Origin of the sequence: Exiguobacterium sp. OS-77 (assembly GCF_000414195.2) — a bacterium.
GTDB classification, from domain to species: Bacteria; Bacillota; Bacilli; order Exiguobacteriales; family Exiguobacteriaceae; genus Exiguobacterium_A; species Exiguobacterium_A indicum.
The window spans coordinates 611,488-629,991 of sequence record NZ_DF239008.1; the positions used below are offsets into that span (position 1 = coordinate 611,488).

Annotated in this window: 19 protein-coding genes; 13 read left to right on the top strand and 6 right to left on the bottom strand. The window is 46.8% G+C overall.

All coding sequences use genetic code 11. The features are described 5' to 3' along the window. Window positions 1-17 precede the first annotated feature (17 nt). The 7 genes from EXG77_RS02885 (at window position 18) to EXG77_RS02915 (ending at window position 7,768) form a co-directional block, all read left to right on the top strand. Window positions 18-779, top strand: a complete 762-nt coding sequence (locus EXG77_RS02885; RefSeq protein ID WP_035396163.1) for an ABC transporter ATP-binding protein — start codon at window positions 18-20, stop codon at window positions 777-779. Beyond that, entirely contained in the window at window positions 766-2,682 is a 1,917-nt protein-coding gene (locus EXG77_RS02890) for an ABC transporter permease (RefSeq protein WP_035396165.1), read from the top strand. The genes EXG77_RS02885 and EXG77_RS02890 overlap by 14 nt, the downstream gene beginning before the upstream one ends. Window positions 2,683-2,778: 96 nt before the next feature. After that, window positions 2,779-3,465 carry a response regulator transcription factor gene (locus tag EXG77_RS02895; protein WP_023469323.1) on the top strand — a complete coding sequence of 229 codons (687 nt, stop codon included), beginning with the start codon at window positions 2,779-2,781 and terminating at the stop codon, window positions 3,463-3,465. Then, window positions 3,462-4,454 carry a HAMP domain-containing sensor histidine kinase gene (locus tag EXG77_RS02900; protein WP_023469322.1) on the top strand — a complete coding sequence of 331 codons (993 nt, stop codon included), beginning with the start codon at window positions 3,462-3,464 and terminating at the stop codon, window positions 4,452-4,454. Before EXG77_RS02895 ends, EXG77_RS02900 begins: the two co-directional genes overlap by 4 nt. Further along, window positions 4,447-5,211, top strand: a complete 765-nt coding sequence (locus EXG77_RS02905; RefSeq protein WP_023469321.1) for an ABC transporter ATP-binding protein — start codon at window positions 4,447-4,449, stop codon at window positions 5,209-5,211. The genes EXG77_RS02900 and EXG77_RS02905 overlap by 8 nt, the downstream gene beginning before the upstream one ends. Further along, window positions 5,177-7,108 (top strand): FtsX-like permease family protein, encoded by a 1,932-nt coding sequence (locus EXG77_RS02910; protein ID WP_035396168.1) that lies wholly within the window; start codon window positions 5,177-5,179, stop codon window positions 7,106-7,108. The genes EXG77_RS02905 and EXG77_RS02910 overlap by 35 nt, the downstream gene beginning before the upstream one ends. Before the next feature lie 30 nt (window positions 7,109-7,138). Beyond that, window positions 7,139-7,768 carry a helix-turn-helix domain-containing protein gene (locus EXG77_RS02915; RefSeq protein ID WP_023469319.1) on the top strand — a complete coding sequence of 210 codons (630 nt, stop codon included), beginning with the start codon at window positions 7,139-7,141 and terminating at the stop codon, window positions 7,766-7,768. 45 nt (window positions 7,769-7,813) lie between these two features. Here the strand turns inward: EXG77_RS02915 and EXG77_RS02920 are convergent, their stop codons facing one another. The 3 genes from EXG77_RS02920 to EXG77_RS02930 all read right to left on the bottom strand — a co-directional run bounded on the left by EXG77_RS02920 (window position 7,814) and on the right by EXG77_RS02930 (window position 10,400). Next, window positions 7,814-8,251 carry a hypothetical protein gene (locus EXG77_RS02920; protein WP_035396170.1) on the bottom strand — a complete coding sequence of 146 codons (438 nt, stop codon included), beginning with the start codon at window positions 8,249-8,251 and terminating at the stop codon, window positions 7,814-7,816. Between the two features lie 66 nt (window positions 8,252-8,317). Then, a complete protein-coding gene (locus tag EXG77_RS02925; RefSeq protein ID WP_023469317.1) occupies window positions 8,318-9,517 on the bottom strand; it encodes an ABC transporter permease in 1,200 nt (399 codons plus the stop codon). Further along, entirely contained in the window at window positions 9,507-10,400 is an 894-nt protein-coding gene (locus EXG77_RS02930) for an ABC transporter ATP-binding protein (RefSeq protein ID WP_035396172.1), read from the bottom strand. Before EXG77_RS02930 ends, EXG77_RS02925 begins: the two co-directional genes overlap by 11 nt. Before the next feature lie 178 nt (window positions 10,401-10,578). On the opposite strand from EXG77_RS02930, the gene EXG77_RS02935 reads away from it, so the two are divergent. After that, a complete protein-coding gene (locus tag EXG77_RS02935) occupies window positions 10,579-11,511 on the top strand; it encodes a VOC family protein (RefSeq protein ID WP_035396175.1) in 933 nt (310 codons plus the stop codon). Next, window positions 11,508-12,101, top strand: a complete 594-nt coding sequence (locus tag EXG77_RS02940) for an alpha/beta hydrolase (protein ID WP_035396177.1) — start codon at window positions 11,508-11,510, stop codon at window positions 12,099-12,101. The genes EXG77_RS02935 and EXG77_RS02940 overlap by 4 nt, the downstream gene beginning before the upstream one ends. A 64-nt stretch (window positions 12,102-12,165) precedes the next feature. Here EXG77_RS02940 and EXG77_RS02945 read toward each other — a convergent pair whose 3' ends face one another. Together EXG77_RS02945 and EXG77_RS02950 are read right to left on the bottom strand one after the other, a co-directional pair. Further along, the gene (locus tag EXG77_RS02945) at window positions 12,166-12,633 is read right to left on the bottom strand and encodes a hypothetical protein (RefSeq protein WP_035396179.1); all 468 of its coding nucleotides are present in this window, start codon (window positions 12,631-12,633) and stop codon (window positions 12,166-12,168) included. A gap of 344 nt (window positions 12,634-12,977) precedes the next feature. After that, entirely contained in the window at window positions 12,978-13,718 is a 741-nt protein-coding gene (locus EXG77_RS02950) for an SGNH/GDSL hydrolase family protein (RefSeq protein ID WP_023469311.1), read from the bottom strand. Window positions 13,719-13,760: 42 nt separating this feature from the next. Here EXG77_RS02950 and EXG77_RS02955 point away from each other — a divergent pair, with 42 nt between their 5' ends. The 3 genes from EXG77_RS02955 to pgmB all read left to right on the top strand — a co-directional run bounded on the left by EXG77_RS02955 (window position 13,761) and on the right by pgmB (window position 16,058). Continuing rightward, window positions 13,761-14,822 carry an acyltransferase family protein gene (locus EXG77_RS02955; protein ID WP_035396182.1) on the top strand — a complete coding sequence of 354 codons (1,062 nt, stop codon included), beginning with the start codon at window positions 13,761-13,763 and terminating at the stop codon, window positions 14,820-14,822. A 57-nt stretch (window positions 14,823-14,879) separates the two neighbouring features. Continuing rightward, window positions 14,880-15,212, top strand: coding sequence for an Asp23/Gls24 family envelope stress response protein (locus EXG77_RS02960; protein ID WP_035396186.1), 333 nt, complete (start codon window positions 14,880-14,882; stop codon window positions 15,210-15,212). Window positions 15,213-15,395: 183 nt separating this feature from the next. After that, complete coding sequence (gene pgmB, locus EXG77_RS02965; protein WP_023469308.1) at window positions 15,396-16,058, top strand: beta-phosphoglucomutase; 663 nt, start codon at window positions 15,396-15,398, stop codon at window positions 16,056-16,058. A 148-nt stretch (window positions 16,059-16,206) separates the two neighbouring features. Here the strand turns inward: pgmB and EXG77_RS02970 are convergent, their stop codons facing one another. Next, window positions 16,207-17,733, bottom strand: coding sequence for an N-acetylmuramoyl-L-alanine amidase (locus EXG77_RS02970; protein ID WP_035396188.1), 1,527 nt, complete (start codon window positions 17,731-17,733; stop codon window positions 16,207-16,209). A gap of 334 nt (window positions 17,734-18,067) precedes the next feature. Between EXG77_RS02970 and EXG77_RS02975 the strand changes: the two genes are divergently transcribed. Next, window positions 18,068-18,436 (top strand): hypothetical protein, encoded by a 369-nt coding sequence (locus EXG77_RS02975; RefSeq protein WP_238987913.1) that lies wholly within the window; start codon window positions 18,068-18,070, stop codon window positions 18,434-18,436. Window positions 18,437-18,504: the final 68 nt, after the last annotated feature.

Consider the following 18,504-nt stretch of genomic DNA (forward strand, 5'->3'; position numbering starts at 1 on the left):
CACAGGAGGCATTACAGATGAAAGCAATCTTACAAGCAGAACAGATTTCAAAAACGTATCAAACGAAAACAGCGCGCCACGAAGCACTGCGTCCGACGACGCTCCGTGTCCACGAAGGAGAGTTCGTCAGTATCATGGGTCCATCCGGTGCCGGGAAATCGACATTACTTAACCTGCTGTCGACGATTGATCAGCCAACGGACGGCTCGATTTTAATCAATGGAGCAGACGTGACGGCGATGAAGGAAAAACAATTGGCTCGTTTCCGCCGGGAACAACTCGGCTTCATCTTCCAGGATTTCAATCTCCTCGATACGATGACGGTCCGGGAAAACATCGCCTTACCGCTCTCACTCGCGAACGTCGATAAAAAGATGATCTTAGAACGTGTCGATCGTGTGGCACGTCAACTCGGTATCTATGACTTACTCGATAAACGTCCCGTTGAACTATCGGGCGGACAAAAACAACGGACAGCTGCCGCTCGCGCCATCATTCATGATCCGTCGCTCATTTTAGCCGACGAGCCGACCGGTGCGCTGGATTCGAAGTCAGCGACCGGGTTACTCGAAGCGATGCAGTCGCTCAACAACGAAGGCGCAACGATTTTAATGGTAACGCATGATCCGATGACAGCGTCTTATGCGGAACGAATTTTGTTCGTCAAGGACGGAGAGCTGTTCAAGGAAGTCCATCGCTTTGGTTCGCAGAAGGAATTCTTCGAACAGATCATGGAAGTTCAGCGTGAACTCGGAGGTGCCGTCCGTGAGCTTGTCTAAACTGGCGTTTCAAAATTTGAAGAACATCCGTCAAAACGTGATGTACCTCGGTGCGGTCACGTTTGCGATTCTGATTTATTACACGTTCCTCGCGATTCGATCGAATGAAGCGATGCTTCAGGCGAACGAATTGTACGGCAAACTGGGAACGGTCTTTACCGGAGCAAGTGTCATTCTAGCGCTTTTCTCTGCTATCTTCATCTGGTATTCAAGTGACTTCTTCTTACGTCGTCGTAAGAAGGAAATCGGGCTTTATGCATTACTCGGTTTAGAACGAGGGCAGATTGCTCGCCTGATTTTCCTTGAGACGATGGGGTACGGAGTGATTGGTCTGATCCTCGGAATTGCGATCGGTACCGTCGCTTCGAAATACTTCGTGCAGTTGCTCGCTTCCGTCATGGCGATGCAAGTCGATGCGACCTTTACGATCAGCGGAGCTTCCGTCCTGCAGACGATCGGTGTTTTCCTTTTAATCTTTCTGATCATCGCTTTACGTTCGGCTCGAACGATTTATCGTTTTACATTAATCGAACTGTTCAAGGCAGAACAACAAGCGGAATCGCTTCCGAAAGTCCATCCGATCCTAGCCGTGCTTTCGGTCGTCTTGATCGGTGTTGGGTACTATTTGACCGGACAACCGTTGATGGATCACTTTACGATCGTTGCCCCACTCTTGATGCTCTGCGTCATTCTCGGAACGTTCGGAACGATGAGTTACTTCACGATCTTCTTATTGCGCGTCTTAAGTAATCAAGCGCGACACTTCAAAGGAACGAATTTGATTTTGCACGGGCAATTGTTGTCACGAATCAAATCGAATGCCGTCATGCTGTCGACGATCACGGTCATCACTGCCGTCACATTGACAACGGTCGGTACAGCGACATCGATTTATTATTTCATCGATCAGACCGTCGAGGAACAAGTTCCGTACAGTCTATCGATTGCGAGTAAACAATCTGAAGCAGAACAACTGATTGCAAAGTCTGACCAGAAAATCGACAGCCGGACGATGGTCAACGTCAAGAACGTCGACCATCAGATGACCGATCTGCCGAACCCGCTGACGTTCACACGCTACTACGCGACGTATGCGTATGAAGACCAGCCGGGACAATTCAGCTACGTCAACTATTCGGACTACGTCAAGCTCGCGAAAGCGAACGGGAAAACGGTCATCAAAGAACCGAAACAAGGCGAAGCGATTGTCCTTGAGACATTCAAAGGAAACGATTTGTTGAAGATGAAAGTCAAATCGCCGGTCGGTGTTGAAATCAAGGACGTTCATGAGTCCTTTCGCATCACCGCTGCGACGAATCTACCGATCGCTCAACTTTATGAGAAACAGCGGCTCGCCTTCGTCGTAAACGATGATGCGTTCGCGAAGATGCCGGAAAAAGGCTTCACGCTGACGAATTATCAGTTCTCAGATGAACGTCATGACGATGGATTGATGAAACAGTTGACGCAACTATATGGAAAACAAGCGGACACGGAGATGGCGGCGTATTATCCTGTCTACGCGATGACGACGGCAACGACAGGCTTACTCGCGTTTGCTGCCGGCTTCCTCGGACTCGTCTTCTTGCTTGCGACGGGTTCAATCATCTACTTCAAGATGCTCGCGGAAGCAGAAGAATCGAAACAACGGTTTGCCATCATCCAGAAGATTGGTGTTGATGAGAAGGAACAGACGGGTATCATCCGTCGTCTTGTCGGATTCGTCTTCTCCTTACCGTACGTGCTTGGACTCGTTCATAGTTTAGTTGCGATGCAAGTCTTGCAGAAACTGTTGAACTACAACATCGTTCGTCCGACATTACTTGCGATTGTTTGTTATACGATCGTCTATCTGATCTACTATATCGTCACGGTTCGTGCGTATCGCCGCATCGTCACGTGATGAACTAAATAGAGTACACAGAACTGGAAACGGAATAATCGTTTCCAGTCCTTTTTGAGTTCGTTATGATAAAGGGAGAAGGAGTTGATAGGAACGATGCATACGATTTTATTAGTCGAAGATGACATGAAGATTGCTACATTATTGAAAGAACTACTTGAACGCTATGATTTTAGAGTCGTCGTTGAAGATGGGCGAGGAGATGTCGTTGCGGTCTTTGAAGAGACGAATCCGGACGTCATTCTATTAGATGTCAATTTACCGAAGTTTGACGGTTTCTATTGGTGTCGACAATTGCGGATGAAGACACGGGCACCCATCCTGTTCATCTCAGCACGGGTCGGGGAGATGGATCAAGTCATGGCGCTTGAATACGGAGCGGATGATTACATCGTCAAGCCGTTCCAAGGAGCGGTCGTCATCGCGAAGATTAAAAGTCAGATTCGCCGGGCCTATGGCACGCTTTCAAACGAGACGGATGAGCGGACGGTGACGAAAGAAGGGGTCACGCTGTACTTAGACCGTTATATCGTCGAGTACGGGGAACAGTCGATCGAGCTGTCAAAAAAAGAGGGACTGATCCTTGAGATGTTACTGACGGCAAGTCCACGAATCGTCAGTCGGGGCGATCTACTTGAACGGATTTGGGATGACGAAGCATTCGTCGATGAGAATACGTTGAACGTCAATATCACGCGTGTCCGCAAACGGCTTGCCGAAATCGGTGTCGCTGGACTTGAGACGGTGCGAGGTGTCGGTTATAAACTGGTTCTTGAACCATGAAGCTCTTTTTACGGCACGCGATACCAGGTATCATCTTCTTTACTGGACAAATGCTGATTTTATATGCCGTCTTATGGCTCTACGATCTTTATCGCCCAGCAGCCTTCTTTTATATCGTGCTCTTGAACAGTATCGGTCTCTTGATTTATCTCAGTTATCGTTTCTTCAGCATGCTTCCGTTGCTGCGACGGATGCAACAGCCGGTCCAATCGGTCGCAGAACCGATTCGCAGTGATAGTGAAGAACCGATTTCCGTCGCTGTCGAACAATTTTTAGAACGGCAACAGACCTTGTTTCGAAACAGTCTGTTTGCTGAGCGACGGAAGGAAAAAGAGCGGCATCGGTATGTCGACCAGTGGATTCATCAAATGAAGACGCCGTTATCCGTCATCGAACTGATTCTCGAACATCCGGGGGAGCACTATCAAGCTGATTTGCGCCAAGAGGTCGATCGGCTGCGCAGTGGACTCGACCAGATGCTCTATTCGTCACGTCTAGAAGCGATCGAGACGGATCTGAAGGCAGAGCAGTTATCCTTAAAGCCACTTATTACCGGCATCATTAATCAGGAAAAACGACTATTCGTCAAAAATCAGGTTTTTCCGAAACTCGATATCGCGGAGGATATGTACGTCTATACGGATGCGAAGTGGTTTCGATTCCTCGTCTTACAGCTTGTGACGAATGCGATTAAATATACGACAGGTCACGGACGAGAAGTCGTCTTGAAGGCGGAGGAGATAAATGGGCAGGTCGTTTTGTCGATTCGAGACGACGGCGTCGGGATTCCAAGACGAGATGTCCCACGCGTCTTTAATGCGTTCTTTACCGGTGAGAATGGGCGACGTTACGGGGAATCGACCGGAATGGGACTGTATTTCGTCCAGCAGGTCTCGATGAAACTCGGACACGAGATTGAACTTGAGAGTGAGGAAGGCATCGGGACGACATGTCGGATTCGTTTAGTAGGAGGTCGCGCACATGATTGAGGTGAAACAATTAGGAAAGGTCTATCCCGGAAAGGTGACGGAACAGCCGTTGACGGATGTGAACTTCCGAGTTGAAGAAGGCGAGATGGTCGCAGTCATGGGACCGTCCGGTAGTGGCAAATCGACACTGATCAACTTGCTTGCGACACTCGACGAGCCAAGTTGGGGATCGATTCTGATTGATGGCGTCGATACAGCGACGTTTAAGCGAAAAGAGATGACACGCTTCCGACGCGAGACACTTGGGATCATCTTTCAGGAATTCAACTTACTCGACTCCTTGACGCTCGGTGAGAACATGCTCGTTCCATTGATGTTGTCTGGGAAAAAAGCAAAACTGGCGCGTGAAGAGATGGAGCAGTTGGCTCGTCGCCTTCAGATTGATGATTTGCTCGATAAGCAGGTGGACGAAGTAAGTGGTGGACAACGGCAGCGAACAGCGATCGGTCGCGCCTTGATTCATACGCCGCGTCTGATACTTGCGGACGAACCGACCGGAGCGCTTGATTTTCAAGCGACAAAACATGTCATGGATGTATTAGCAGAACTGAACGCGACGGGGATGACGATGGTCATCGTGACGCATGATCCGCAAGTCGCTTCGTATTGTAATCATGTCTTGTTTTTAAAGGACGGTAGCGTGCAAACCGAGTTATTCCGTGATGAGCCACGACGGATCTTCTTTCAACGTGTCATTGAGTCGTTATCGTTGTTAGGAGGGGATGAGCATCAATTATCTGCAATACGCCCTACGTAATATCCGGCGCTACCAGCGGTTGTACTATGGGTATGCCTTGACGATCATCATCGCGATGACGATCGTGACGAGTTACTGGAACTTGCTGACGAACGGATCGTTTCAAAACGTCGCCAAGATACTCAGCCAATTGAACCAAGTCATCGAGATGACGATCTTGTTCGTCTTCATCGCAGAACTGATCATCCTATTTTTTAGTATCCTGTTCATCTATTCGACGACATACACGATGCTTGAGCACCGGAAGAACGATCTCCGGACGATGCGGACGCTCGGTAGTGGATTATCGCACTTCTTGAAGTATTTTTTGATTGAGGTTCTGATCGTTGGCGGATTAGCGATCACGGCAGGGATGATACTTGGAAATGTCTTGACGAAGATGCTGTTACTTTCTGTCGTCAAAATTATGTTCTTGCCACCGATCGAGTTTGAGCTGTCGTTTTATGCGATTCTTGCCTTGATTGGTGGCGCCTTCCTTGTTTTACTGATCGCGACCGTTCTGGCGATTTACCGTTTTCGTCCGGATCGACCGGTCCGTTCCCGTTCACTTTTTCGAAGAAGAGTTTGGATTCTGACACAAGTCCTCGCTTTATTGCTCTTGATTTACGGATATGTCCTCGCGTTCGTTCGAATGTATGGATTTTATATGTTATTCCCGCTTGTCATCTTCATCGGTTCCTTTTTCATTTGCCGCTATATCTTACCGTGGTTGATCCAGCTATATCGTCCATGTCGGTTGTCTCTTCGGAAACTGATCGTTTCGGAGATCGCCAATCAGTTACGAACGAATAGTACGCTGATTGCCCTCGGGACGATCTTGACGTCATGTGCGCTGACGGCAGTCGGACTTGTCTTCTTGTTTCAATTGATCGGACTCGATCTCTCGTCCCAAAATCAATTTGGTCTCGTCTATTATGAAGAATCCGCTCAGCCGACGAAGCGATTGAAGGATATTAAACAGACGATGACGGACGCATTTCCGGATCGCTATCAGCAAGATATTGAAGTGAAGGCAGAAGGGAAGCGTATCTTTTTACCGATTTCTGCCTACAACAAGATGATGCGTCAATTGCACCTTGAGGAGCGGAAGGCGACCGGTCGACAGAGTTTCTTCGTACCCGCGCGACCGGTGCAACTCGAAGAGAATACACCAACGATGAAAAAGGCGGAACAGGCGATGAAACGAGAAGGGTTTAAGCTGCTCTCGCCGTCTTCCCATGATTTAGTGTTCGGCTATAACTATCAGATCGAAACGATATTCGTCGTCAGCGACGCGATCTTCCCGACACTTAAACAACCTGTTCGGCAAATCGTCGTCTTCGATACGCCAGCCTACCATGATTATGGAACGAGGGACTGGAAGCAGTGGATGAAGATCGTTCGCAATATTCAATCCGCAGCCAAGCTGGATGAGAAGCAGCCGGTTCCCTATCAGTTGATCAATGAGACGGAAGATGAGATCGACGGGATCCGGATCGTACGACTCGTCACGTTCGTCGTCATCCTTCTGACGATCTGGTTGTTCGTCATCAATGCGAGTTTCCTGCATGTATGGATGCAGATGACGGCGGAACAGGAACAAAAACGGATGAAGACATTGTTTGCGCTCGGATTTGGATCCGGAAACATTCGTCGTTACTTGCTCATGAAGTATGGTGCGGTCTTACTCATTCCCTATCTGATTTCTGTTTTTCATGCCTTTTTGTTGTTCCAAGTCGTCGTGACACAGGCTGGACTTGAAATGAAACCTTTTCTTAATCTCGCTATGTTTTGGATCAGTATCGTCACCGTTGGATACTTCTTAAGTGTCTTACCGATTTGGCTACGGTACCCGCGCCATCTGTTCCGGAAATCATCCGAAAGTTCGATGTATCCAACACCGAATTCAAGGGTATGATGATACCATAGGAATAAGGGAGGGAAACGTATGCTAGACCATTCACCATATCGAGGCTACGGTGACCGAATTCGTATTTTACGAGAGCGTGCCGGGGTTACGATCGAGCAGCTGGCAGAACGACTCGGTGTCGCACCGTACTTCATTCGTCGAACGGAACTCAGCGAAGTCTATCCAACAAAAGCGTACATCGAGGCACTGGCTGAAGCTTTGAACATCGATGCGAGTTACTTGGCTCGTCACATCTGGACAGGAGAATCATTGAAGTTCATCATGCAACAGAAGACGCCACTTGAAGAGATGAAACTTGCTTATGAGCAGACGCTCGGACAAGACGGGACATGGGTCGAAGAGCAGCTTGAAGAGCGAATGCGCCTGTTTGACCTGATGTACGACGAAGATGTCAAACGGATCGAGCAGACGATGAGCGCAACCGAGCAACGCATCTTTCATGAACTGGTCGATGCTGTGATGGAAGCAGGAGAGTTACAACGGGATCAAGCAGAAGAGACGTTTGAACTGTTTGAGGATAAACTTCCAGCCATGATGCAACTCGACGAATATCTCGACCGAATGACAGAAGGTGTATCGTTAGCTCGTTCGACATATTACACGGATTATAGTGACCGGAAAAGCCGTTCACGTTATCATCGCAAATAAAAAGTCGCTGTCTTCTGATTGACGTTCAGAAGACAGCGACTTTTTTTAACGTGTATTGTTTTGTGACATCTGACGTAAACGTGGATTCTTAATACGTGTCCGACCGATGATGAATCCAATGATTGCATTCGCGATGACGAGTACCCAACCGACATAGCCGAAATTGAGGGTTAAGCTACCGAGCATCGCTTGCCATTTGAAAATCATCATCATATCACCACGCAAGACGAAGCGTGCGATACAGACAAGTAAAACCGTCAATCCAGCGATGAAGACACCAACCCAACTTCCGTATAAGCGAGAAGATTGACGGCGCACCGCGACGAAGGACCAGCAAAATAGACTGGCGACGAACGTCATCCCACCGTAAGCAAGGACGAGTTCCCATGTCGCACTCGCCTGCGGAAATTTCGTGAACATGACAAGTGACGAGACCATGGCAGCAGCTGTGAAAAGAATCGCTGCCCAAAAACGAGACCGCATAACGTAGTTCCTCCTAAAGGCTTTTTCTCACCTAACGATAGCGGAAACGATTCGTCTTGTAAACTGTTACCGGCGACCGCTTAAGATCCGGCGCAACTGTTTGAGTGGATTCGATCCATAGAACAGAACACCACCCCGGTAGAATTTCGTTCCGACGAATAAGGCAAGCGAGATGCTGATCAGCATCAAAATGAGCGAAATCGACACTTGCCATAGCGGTACATCGGTCAACATGACGCGCAGGAACATGACCATCGGTGTAAAGAACGGCACGAACGACAGGACGACGACAGCTTGGTTCGTCGGTGCATTCAGACTAAACATCGAAATCATGAAAGCTGCGACGATCAACAAGATGACTGGTAATGTCACTTGCTGCGCATCCTCGACCCGACTGACGAGCGAACCGAGTGCCGCGAGAAGCGTCGCATACAGGAAGTATCCGAGCAGGAAGAAGACGAACAGATAAATGATCGTTCGAGCACTCAAGGAATCGAGTGATAACTGATCGAATAAACTGCTGTTTTGAGCACTGTAGTAGCCGACACCGACGAGAATCGATAATTGTACGAGACTGACCGTAGCGATCGAGAGGATCTTCGCCAGCATATGTTGAATCGGACTCGCTGCTGAAATCAGCAATTCCATGACACGGGATGACTTTTCGTTCGCGATTTCCGTGACGATCATCCCACCGTAAATCGCAATCGTGAAGTACATCAAGAATAGCAACACATAGACGAGCGCCGAGGCAGCAAAGAGTTCATCCTCACTTTTCCCACCCGTCGACGTCAACTCCTGTTTGACAGGAACAGGTTCAGCGAGTGAGGCGAGGACGTTCGGATCGATTTCAGCATCCGTGATGACGGCTTGGTCACGGACTTGTTTGACGACCGTTGCGACCTGTGTCTGTAATTCAGACTCAGGACTAGCACTGACGAGTGTCACGTCATACGAATCCTGAACGATTGCCACGGCATCGAATGTACCGCGGTCGACGGCCTTTCGTGCTTGTGCGACTGTATATTCCTTCGTCGTGATGTCTGAAGTGACACCAGCCTTCTTCAAGGCCGGACGAAGATCGGTCGATAGTTCGCTGACGAGAGCAACTTTCGGATCGTCACCAGAAAACCAGTCGAGAATCCGTTCGATATTGCCAAAGCCAACAAGGAACAGGACCATCAGGACCGTCGAAATCAAAAAGCTTTTAGCACGTAATTTTTGAAGTAGATTGAAGCGATATAAAGTCAGAAATTTACGGTTCATAACGTTTGCCGACCTCCTCGATGAAGATATCCTGCAGCGATAACTGATCCCAGACGAAACGATCGACATGGTGTCCTTGACTGACGATATGTTGGAGAAGTTGATCAGCCGTTTCTTTTGAAGAGACTTGGACGATATGACCATTATGGTCTGACTCGACTTGTAGGACACCCGGTAAGCTATCCCATAGGAGTGGTGGGGCATCTGTCGTCAAAAGGACACGTGTTTTTCCGTATCCCGCCTTGATGTCAGGGAGATAGCCAGCAACGACGGGTTTTCCGTGATCGAGGATTGCGACGTGTTCGCAGAGTTCTTCGACGTGATCCATCCGGTGACTCGAGAAGACGATCGTCGTTCCGTCGACGGTTAACTTTTTGACTGCACGTTTTAATTGTTCAGCGTTGACCGGATCGAGTCCGCTAAATGGTTCATCTAAAATCAGCAGTTCAGGTTTATGTAGGACGGCAGAGATCAACTGAATCTTTTGTTGATTTCCTTTTGAGAGTTGTTCGACGCGCATTTTTTCATACTGCGGAATTTGGAAATATTCGAGCCATTCCGTCAGCGCTCGTTTCGCATCTTTTCGCTTCATATCGCGGAGTTCTGCGAGGAACAAAAGTTGTTCATCGACGCGGACTTTTGGATACAGCCCTCGTTCTTCCGGAAGGTATCCGATCTTTGAAGTCGGGATGCGCTCCCCGTTCCAGGTGATCGATCCTTCAGTTGGTTGCAGTAGACCGAGCAGCATCCGGAAGGTCGTTGTCTTCCCGGCACCGTTTGCACCAAGCAAACCAAAGATTTGCCCCCGTGGTACCTCGATCGTCAGAGCATCTACGGCCGTAAAATCGCCGAAACGCTTCGTGATGTGTTTGATTTCTAACATATGAACCTCCTTTAAAGACGTCTGTTGCACGACAAGTGTACCATTGTTACCTAGTGTCCTACGGTCTAAATTGGATAAAGGTTCCAGAAAAGAACGAGGAAAGGCTTATTAGTTTACTTTTTGTTCTTTAGTTACTATTATTGTGTTAATAGATACGACTGAAGGAGGAACGCATCATATGAAAACGCAAGGCATTCATCATATTTCAGCAATGGTCGGCGATCCACAAGAAAATCTCGATTTTTACGGAACCATTCTCGGACTACGATTCGTCAAAAAAACGGTCAACTTCGATGATCCAGGAACATACCACTTCTATTTTGGAAACGAATCTGGGGCACCGGGAACGATCATCACGTTCTTTCCGTTTAAAGGCATGGCAAAAGGGAAAGTCGGTGCCGGACAAGTCGGAACGACAGCTTACGCGATTCCGGTCGGTGCAGCAGATTTTTGGAAAGCGCGGTTGACAGAAAAAAATGTCTTGTTTGAAGAGGCGGTTCGTTTCGGAGAGCAGCAGATCGCCTTCGAAGATCCACATGGTCTCCAAATTGAACTCGTCGAACGCGAGGCGGGATCAGACAGTCGCTATGAAATCGATGGCATCACGCGTGAGGTTGCGATCAAAGGATTCGCCGGAGCGACGTTACTGTCGCGGGATCCATCAGACACAGCAAAATTACTGACAGACACATTCGGGCTGACACTTAGCAAACGGACGGAAACCGTTGACCGGTACATCGCAGAAGGCGAGTTCGGGAATGTCGTTGATGTCGTTCATGGTCAAATGCCAGTTGGTCGTCCGGGAACGGTTCACCATATCGCGTGGCGGGCAACGAATCAAAAGGAACAAATCGACTGGATGAACGCCATCAACGCGTTCGGTTTACTGACGACTGAAGTGAAGGACCGCCATTACTTCACATCGATCTATTTCCATGACCGCGGTCGGATTCTCCATGAAATTGCGACCGACAATCCAGGATTCGCAATCGATGAAGCGTTCGAGATGCTCGGAGAAGACTTGAAGTTACCGGAACAATTCGAAGCACATCGCAGTGCGATCACAAATCATGTAACACCTATTACTGTACCGAAGGGGAGACTCGTATGATTCATTTATACCAAGCACCAAAAACAGCAGACGCACCGATCTTTTTATTCTTACATGGCACAGGTGGAACGGAACAAGATCTCGTCGGGCTCGTCTCGTTGCTCGATTCGGAAGCGGGCTACTTGTCCGTCCGCGGAGAAGTCTCGGAAAACGGGATGCCACGATTCTTCAAACGACTCGCAGAAGGCGTCTTCGATGAAGAAGACCTCGCTTTACGGACAGCACGTTTAATTCAGTTTTTACGTGATCAAGCAGCAGAGCGTAGTTTTGATCTCGATCGTCTAATTCCGGTCGGATACTCGAACGGGGCGAACATCGCGGCGAACATGTTGTTCGAAGAAGCTTTGTTCAAACAAGCGATTCTGTTGCATCCGATGGTACCACGTCGTGGTGTGACGTTACCTGACCTATCGGATGTGCGCGTCTTCATCGGTGCCGGAAGCAATGATCCGATCTGTCCGGCTCAGGAAACGGAAGAGTTATCAGCGCTCTTGAAACAAGCTGGTGCATCAGTCGACGTCACGTGGTCGAATTATGGTCACCAACTCGTCATGCCAACGATTGAAGCAGCAACGGATTGGCTGAAATAGTAAAAAAAAGGGCTGTCCCATCTTCTTCTTTCATAGAAGATGATGGGGCAGTCCTCTTTTCGTTTCAAGCAGGATGATCACTTTTTGGTCGAGAATAGACGATGAGCACACCACGTTCGACGAGCTGGAGGGCGAGCGTCTGTTTCACTTCTTCCGATGCTTTCGTCTTGGTAAGTTGTCGGTAGAGCAAGCGAAGTTCACGGCGCATCGTCTTACGGATCAGCCACATGCTATCAATCGTCGTACACCAACCGGTCACGGTCTCGTGTCCGATGTAATACTGGGTCTGACGTTCGAGATAACGAATCCACCACTCGTCACGCGCCATTTTTAGTACGACACCTGTGAGGCCAAATACAAGGATGGCGAGGGGAATGCTTTCATATAAAGGAAGACGACTAATAACGGTACCAACATTCGTGACGAGGGCAAGCATCCCCCATCCTATGCATCCGATGACAAGCCAATATCCAAAGTTGAGAGTACTTCGATGTCGTAACGTCACTTTCGGCGTAAGCAATGAAGTGGCCATCAGAAACACCTCCTTGTTAAATAATCGAATTTTCTGACAATTTGTAGTTGTCCTTCTACTATAGTTACTTTTTCCCGAATCGTCTAGTCATTAGACATGGAAAATGTGTTTCTTTCTTGACGAAATTCGTGTACGCTAAATGTAGAAGTGAGCGGTTACATAAAGGGGGATATAAAGAAATGATGGATCAAGTGATTTGGATTGCTGTCGGTATCGTTGCCGTTGCGGTTTTCTCAGCATCGAGTGTCGCAGCGTACATGGGTGTCAAGAACCAAGAAGATTAAGAATCGAAAAACGGCTCATCCTGATCATCGGGATGAGCCGTTTTTTTGATGTGCCATCGATTATTTGTTTGCTGTTATATCTGCTTGCAATGCATAAGGTTTCAGGGCATCGCTCCAGCGTAGATAACCGCCACCGACGAGATGTAATCCATCATACGTCAAGCGATTCTGAAGATATCCTTGTTTATTCGTCAAGACAGGTCGTAAGTCGACGAATGGAACCTTAAGCGATTGAGCGAGATTTTGTAAATTCCGGTTCAACGCTTCGACATCACGGTTGATTCGGACGGAGTCTGAATACTTCGGTGCCACAGGAACGGTTGACTGAACGACGACGTCAATGTTATTTTTTCGAAGTGTCGTCACGATCGTCGTCATGTTCTCGGTAATTTGTGGAATCGGCGTATAGTGACGGATATCATTAATACCACCCATCAGGAAGACGCGTTTTGGTTTCATCTCGAGAATCAGGTCGAGACGAGTCAAAAAGCCTTCTGTCGTATCGCCAGGAATCCCGAAATTAATAATTGTCGGATCATCCATCAAGATGCGCCAATCGGCAAAATTCGTCATCGAGTCACCTAACATGACAGCGTTCGCTGATTTTGGGTATTGATAAGTATGGAATAGACTATTCAAACGGACATAGTTCGGATTCTTATCGTATTGGAATGTCGTGACTGGAGTCGTACTCGTTGCAGGTAAGACGCTTTCGAACAGTTCGAGCGGTTTACGTCCCAGTAACAAAGCAAGGAGAACGACGTTCAAGACGATGGATAGAATCAGGAGTGTCTTTTTCATAAACATTCGTTCCTTTCGAGGGAGTATAAGGGGTAGTGTAACATGAATCGGAATCCGTGGTTTGATAATATTAAAGGTTTTCTTGTCATTTTCGTCGTCATCGGTCACATGCTGACAGATTTACGGTTTGATTATGATGGAAAATTACTCGAAACGGTCTATCTATTGATTTATTCGTTTCATATGCCATTATTCATTATTTTAAGCGGTTATTTCTTCCGCGAAAACAAGTATTTACGTGTCATCCAGCTTTTCGCGGTGTATTGTGTCTGGCAGATCTTGATCGGATCTTGGGCGACACTCGGGGAAGGAAACCCGATTTTCTCAGGAGAAAACATTGGAACGCATCTATTACGGCCATACTGGGCACTTTGGTATTTATTCGTCATGGTCGTCTGGTATATCGTGACGCCTTATGTCGTCCATTTACGCGGCTACGTCTGGTTCGGTCTCGCGTTCGCTCTATTATATGGTTTTGAGCTTGAGAATACAGGCTTCTTAGCACTTCGTAAGTTGATCATGTTCTATCCGTACTTCTTACTCGGAAACTATTTATCAGAACACGAATTCATCCGGATCTTTGAAATGCCGAAAAACTTTAAACGACGGATGAACGTCCGCTTAATCGGTGGGATCACATTTGTGGCCGTCATGGGCTTTTTGTTATTTGAAGCGTGGCGTGACACACCACAAGAGATCGTTGATTTCGCGAATGCCTTCAAGCATCGTTTCCCTTATGTTGATCAATACGATAGCGATGCCTGGTTAGGTGTCATCAAACATAGTGTCATTTATTTCTTGTCAATTGCGGCTTCCCTTGGTTTCATGATGTTGATTCCGATGCGTCGCCTTCCGCTCATCACACGGGCGGGGGAACTCAGCCTCTATGTCTATTTGCTTCACGTCTTTTTCGTCATGGCGTGGCGCCAGTATGTGACGGAAGCATTCGTACCGCAACCGTGGCTAGCGTTACTGATCATGATTGGCGTTGCCTTGCTGATCGTCGGTATCATCATACACCCGCTCGTCGTTCGTGTCCTCCGTCCTTTGATTGAGATTGATATTCGTCCAATCGTCGAGAAACGGGAAGACCTTTCAAAATAAGACGGAATGCTTTACACTTTAAGATAGATGGATTACAAGACGAAGGGCGTGGAAGGAATGTCATATAATTTAAATAACGCAGACGGTGTCGTGAACGTCTCGCAACAAGTCATCGAGGTCATCGCAGGCGTAGCCGTTCAAGAAACGGAAGGGATCGCCTTCACAGCAGATGATTCAAAACTGCAAGAGAAACAGATGGTTAAACTCGTGAAGGTCGAGGATGTCGGCGGCGAGATTACGATCAGTTTGTCTGTTCATATCAAGTACGGAATGTCGATCATCAAGACGGCGGGGAAAGTGCAGGAACGGATTGCGCAAGACATGGAGAACATGCTCGCGTTCCAACCGAAAGCAATCAACGTCCGAGTGATTGGTCTCTTAAAAGGATAACAGGACGAAAAACACTTTGCTGAAATCGCAAGGTGTTTTTCTTTTTAAGTAAAACATTTGATAACGCTTGCAAAGAGATGAGAGAATTAGTAAAATTGTTTGTGAGGCAAGTGCAATCGTTTGCACAACGTGTCATTCGATTTCTTGCCTTTCATGGACGATGTATGAAAGGATGGATGTCGGATGGCACCAACGATCGAAGCGGTCATTTTTGATTTAGACGGCGTAATCACGGATACAGCAGAGTATCACTACTTAGCGTGGAAACAATTAGGAGAGGATTTGGATATCCCGTTCGACCGGGAATTCAATGAGACATTAAAAGGTGTCAGCCGGATGGATTCACTCGAGCGTATCCTTGCGCTTGGTGGAAAACAGGATGCTTTTTCGGAAGACGAGAAGCTAGCACTCGCTGCGAAGAAGAACGAACACTATGTCACATTGATCCAGCACATCTCTGAACAGGATCTTCTTCCTGGAATCACTGCATTCCTTGATGAAATCCGAAACGCTGGGCTGAAAATCGGGATGGCGTCCGCTTCTAAAAATGCGCTGATGGTCGTCGAGGCATTAAAGGTTCGACATTACTTCGATGACATCGTAGATGCTGCAACTGTTGCACAATCGAAACCACACCCTGAAGTGTTTCTCCGTGCTGCGGAAGCGCTCGACGTCGAACCAAGCCGTTGCATCGGTGTAGAAGATGCGACAGCGGGCATCACTGCCATCCACGCTGCCGGTATGTATGCCGTCGGCGTAGGACCGGAGTCGGCGCTCCATGAGGCAGACTATCGTGTCGATTCGACAGATTTGCTTTCCCTTGAGCAAATCCTCGCTAGTCGCTAACTGAGATTCATTCATTCCCTGATGATTGAATCGCAATCAACCTCTCTTTTCTTTTATGTGTCAGAAAAAGAAGTGATTTCCCTGAATCTCTTCTTTTTCAAAAAAAATAACGCTCAGCCGTATGATTCGGCTGAGCGTTATTTTTTGGTTAGAGGGAAGAAAGAATCGCGTTTGCTACTGCATCAGCATAGCGTTGCTGATAAGAAGGAGAAACGAGTTTCGCCCGGTCATTAGCATTGGATAGGAAACCAAGTTCCGTTAATGTAGCGGGTGCATTCGTACCGCGAAGAACAGCGAGGTTCCCGAATTTAATACCACGATCACGTAATCCAATCGAGTTAACAAGATTGTTTTGGAGATTTCGTGATAGACCAACAGATGCATTACCTCTGTAATAGAAGTTTTCAGCGCCATAAGCACTTGTTGAAGATGCAGCATTAATATGGATACTGACGAAGATGTTTGTCTTATGGGCGTTCGAGATGACGCTACGATCTGTTAACGAAGGATAGTAATCATTCGTATAACGTGTCAACTTCACATCGACTGTTTTAGATAGGCGCTCGGCTACGAGTTTAGCGACTGACATGACGATATCACGTTCATAAATACCGTATCGTGCGGCACCAACATCATGTCCACCATGCCCAGGATCTAAGACGACGAGTGGACGAGCAGACATAGAAGGCTGGAAGAGCGAGAGATACGTCGCTTCGACATATCCATAACGTCCATCAGATGTTTTGACAGCGACGAATCCTTTTGTCTTATGTAAAGCATTCGTTACCGTAACAACGGAACCACGTGGCAGTGTACCGATAGAAGGGCTGATCGAACTTGCACCAGACCGTAATGTCAATGAATCATTAAAAGGAACGAGAACATACATTGTCGTACCTGAATAATCAGCTGCAGATCCGACAGGTGGTAAAGAAGCAGAAGAAGACGTCGTTTTCTTCAAGTAACTTCCTGAGACATAGCCTTTTTTACTACCGTAAGACACTTGGTACCAGTTATCCTTCCGATACGAAGAGGTAACGATCTTTCCTTTAGGAATCGTTAGTAGTTTAGCTGAGGTAGCAGAATTCGATGTACGTAAATTCAAAGCGTCCAACGTAATGTAGTTCGTTTTCGCGAATGTCGTACCGGTAGCACTTGCTGTGACGACCGCTTTCTTTTTCAAGTAAGAACCAGCAACATAACCGGTTTTTGATTTGTAAGATACTTTATACCAGCTTCCCTTCTTGTAAGAAGAGGAAAGTGTTGTTCCTTTAGGAATCGTCAATAATTTAGTCGAAGCAGCAGAATCAGACTTACGAAGGCTCAACGAATCCGTCGTCGTGTAGTTCGTCTTCGTAAAGGATGTACCGACAGTACTAGCTTTAACGGCCGCTTTCTTCTTCAAGTAACTTCCTGAGACATAACCCGTCTTAGAACTGTAAGAGACTTTGTACCAGTTTCCTGTTTTATACGAAGAAACGACTGATTTTCCTTTAGGAATCGTCAACAATTTTTTAGAGGAAGTAGTAGCAGAAGCGCGAAGATTTAGTGCATCTGTTGTTTGATAAGTAGCTTTCGTGATAGAAGCAGCAGATGCTTCGGGTGTTGGGGCGGCTACCGTGAAAAGTACGGCCGAAGCAATACTTGCGATCAAGACGGAAGTTTTAGTAGGCATAGTGTGCTCTCCTTTTAAATTTAGTATTGTAAAACAGGATATAAAAATGACAAAATGAAGAAAGATTTAAAATTATATATTAAAAACAATAATTTTATGTTCTAGGTTCGCTCCTTTCTGTTAAGATAAAAATGGAAATCAGCAACAGATAAAAAATTGCCAATATTACAAAAAAATTAAAATAACATAGAAATTATATAACAAAAAGGTAAATAAATGGTAATATTATTTCAAAAAACATACAATTGAAACATAATTGAAATATTATTGTGTCATCAATACAAGAAAGAAGGTAAAAAGTATGGATCCGAATGAACATATTTACAGAGAGCTGATGGAAATCGAAGAAGAATATCGCCGTCTTCAACGAAGAGCAGAGTACTTAGTAGCTGAATTAAGTCGAACGAATCAAGATCATGCACAGGAAATTTCTGTTGCACTAGAGCGTCCATTGAAACAACGAAGAGTGAATCAGCGATATCCACTGGAAGTTTACGTACACCAAATCAGTGATTTGATGCGCGAACGCGAGTCGATGTCAGCACGAGATATTCAGATGGAACTCGAACTTCGTTATCGTCACCAAATCAGTAACATTTATCAGCTTATGGCGAAAGTTGAACAGGCAAACCCGGCGATTCAAAAAGTGGGTCGTGGAATCTATACATATGATTCATCGGCAGAAGTTCCGATTTTTATGTAGTTTTTTCAAAAAACGTCGTTTCTTTTTTAAAGAAAGGCGTTTTTTTTGTTGAATGAATTCCAAAATAA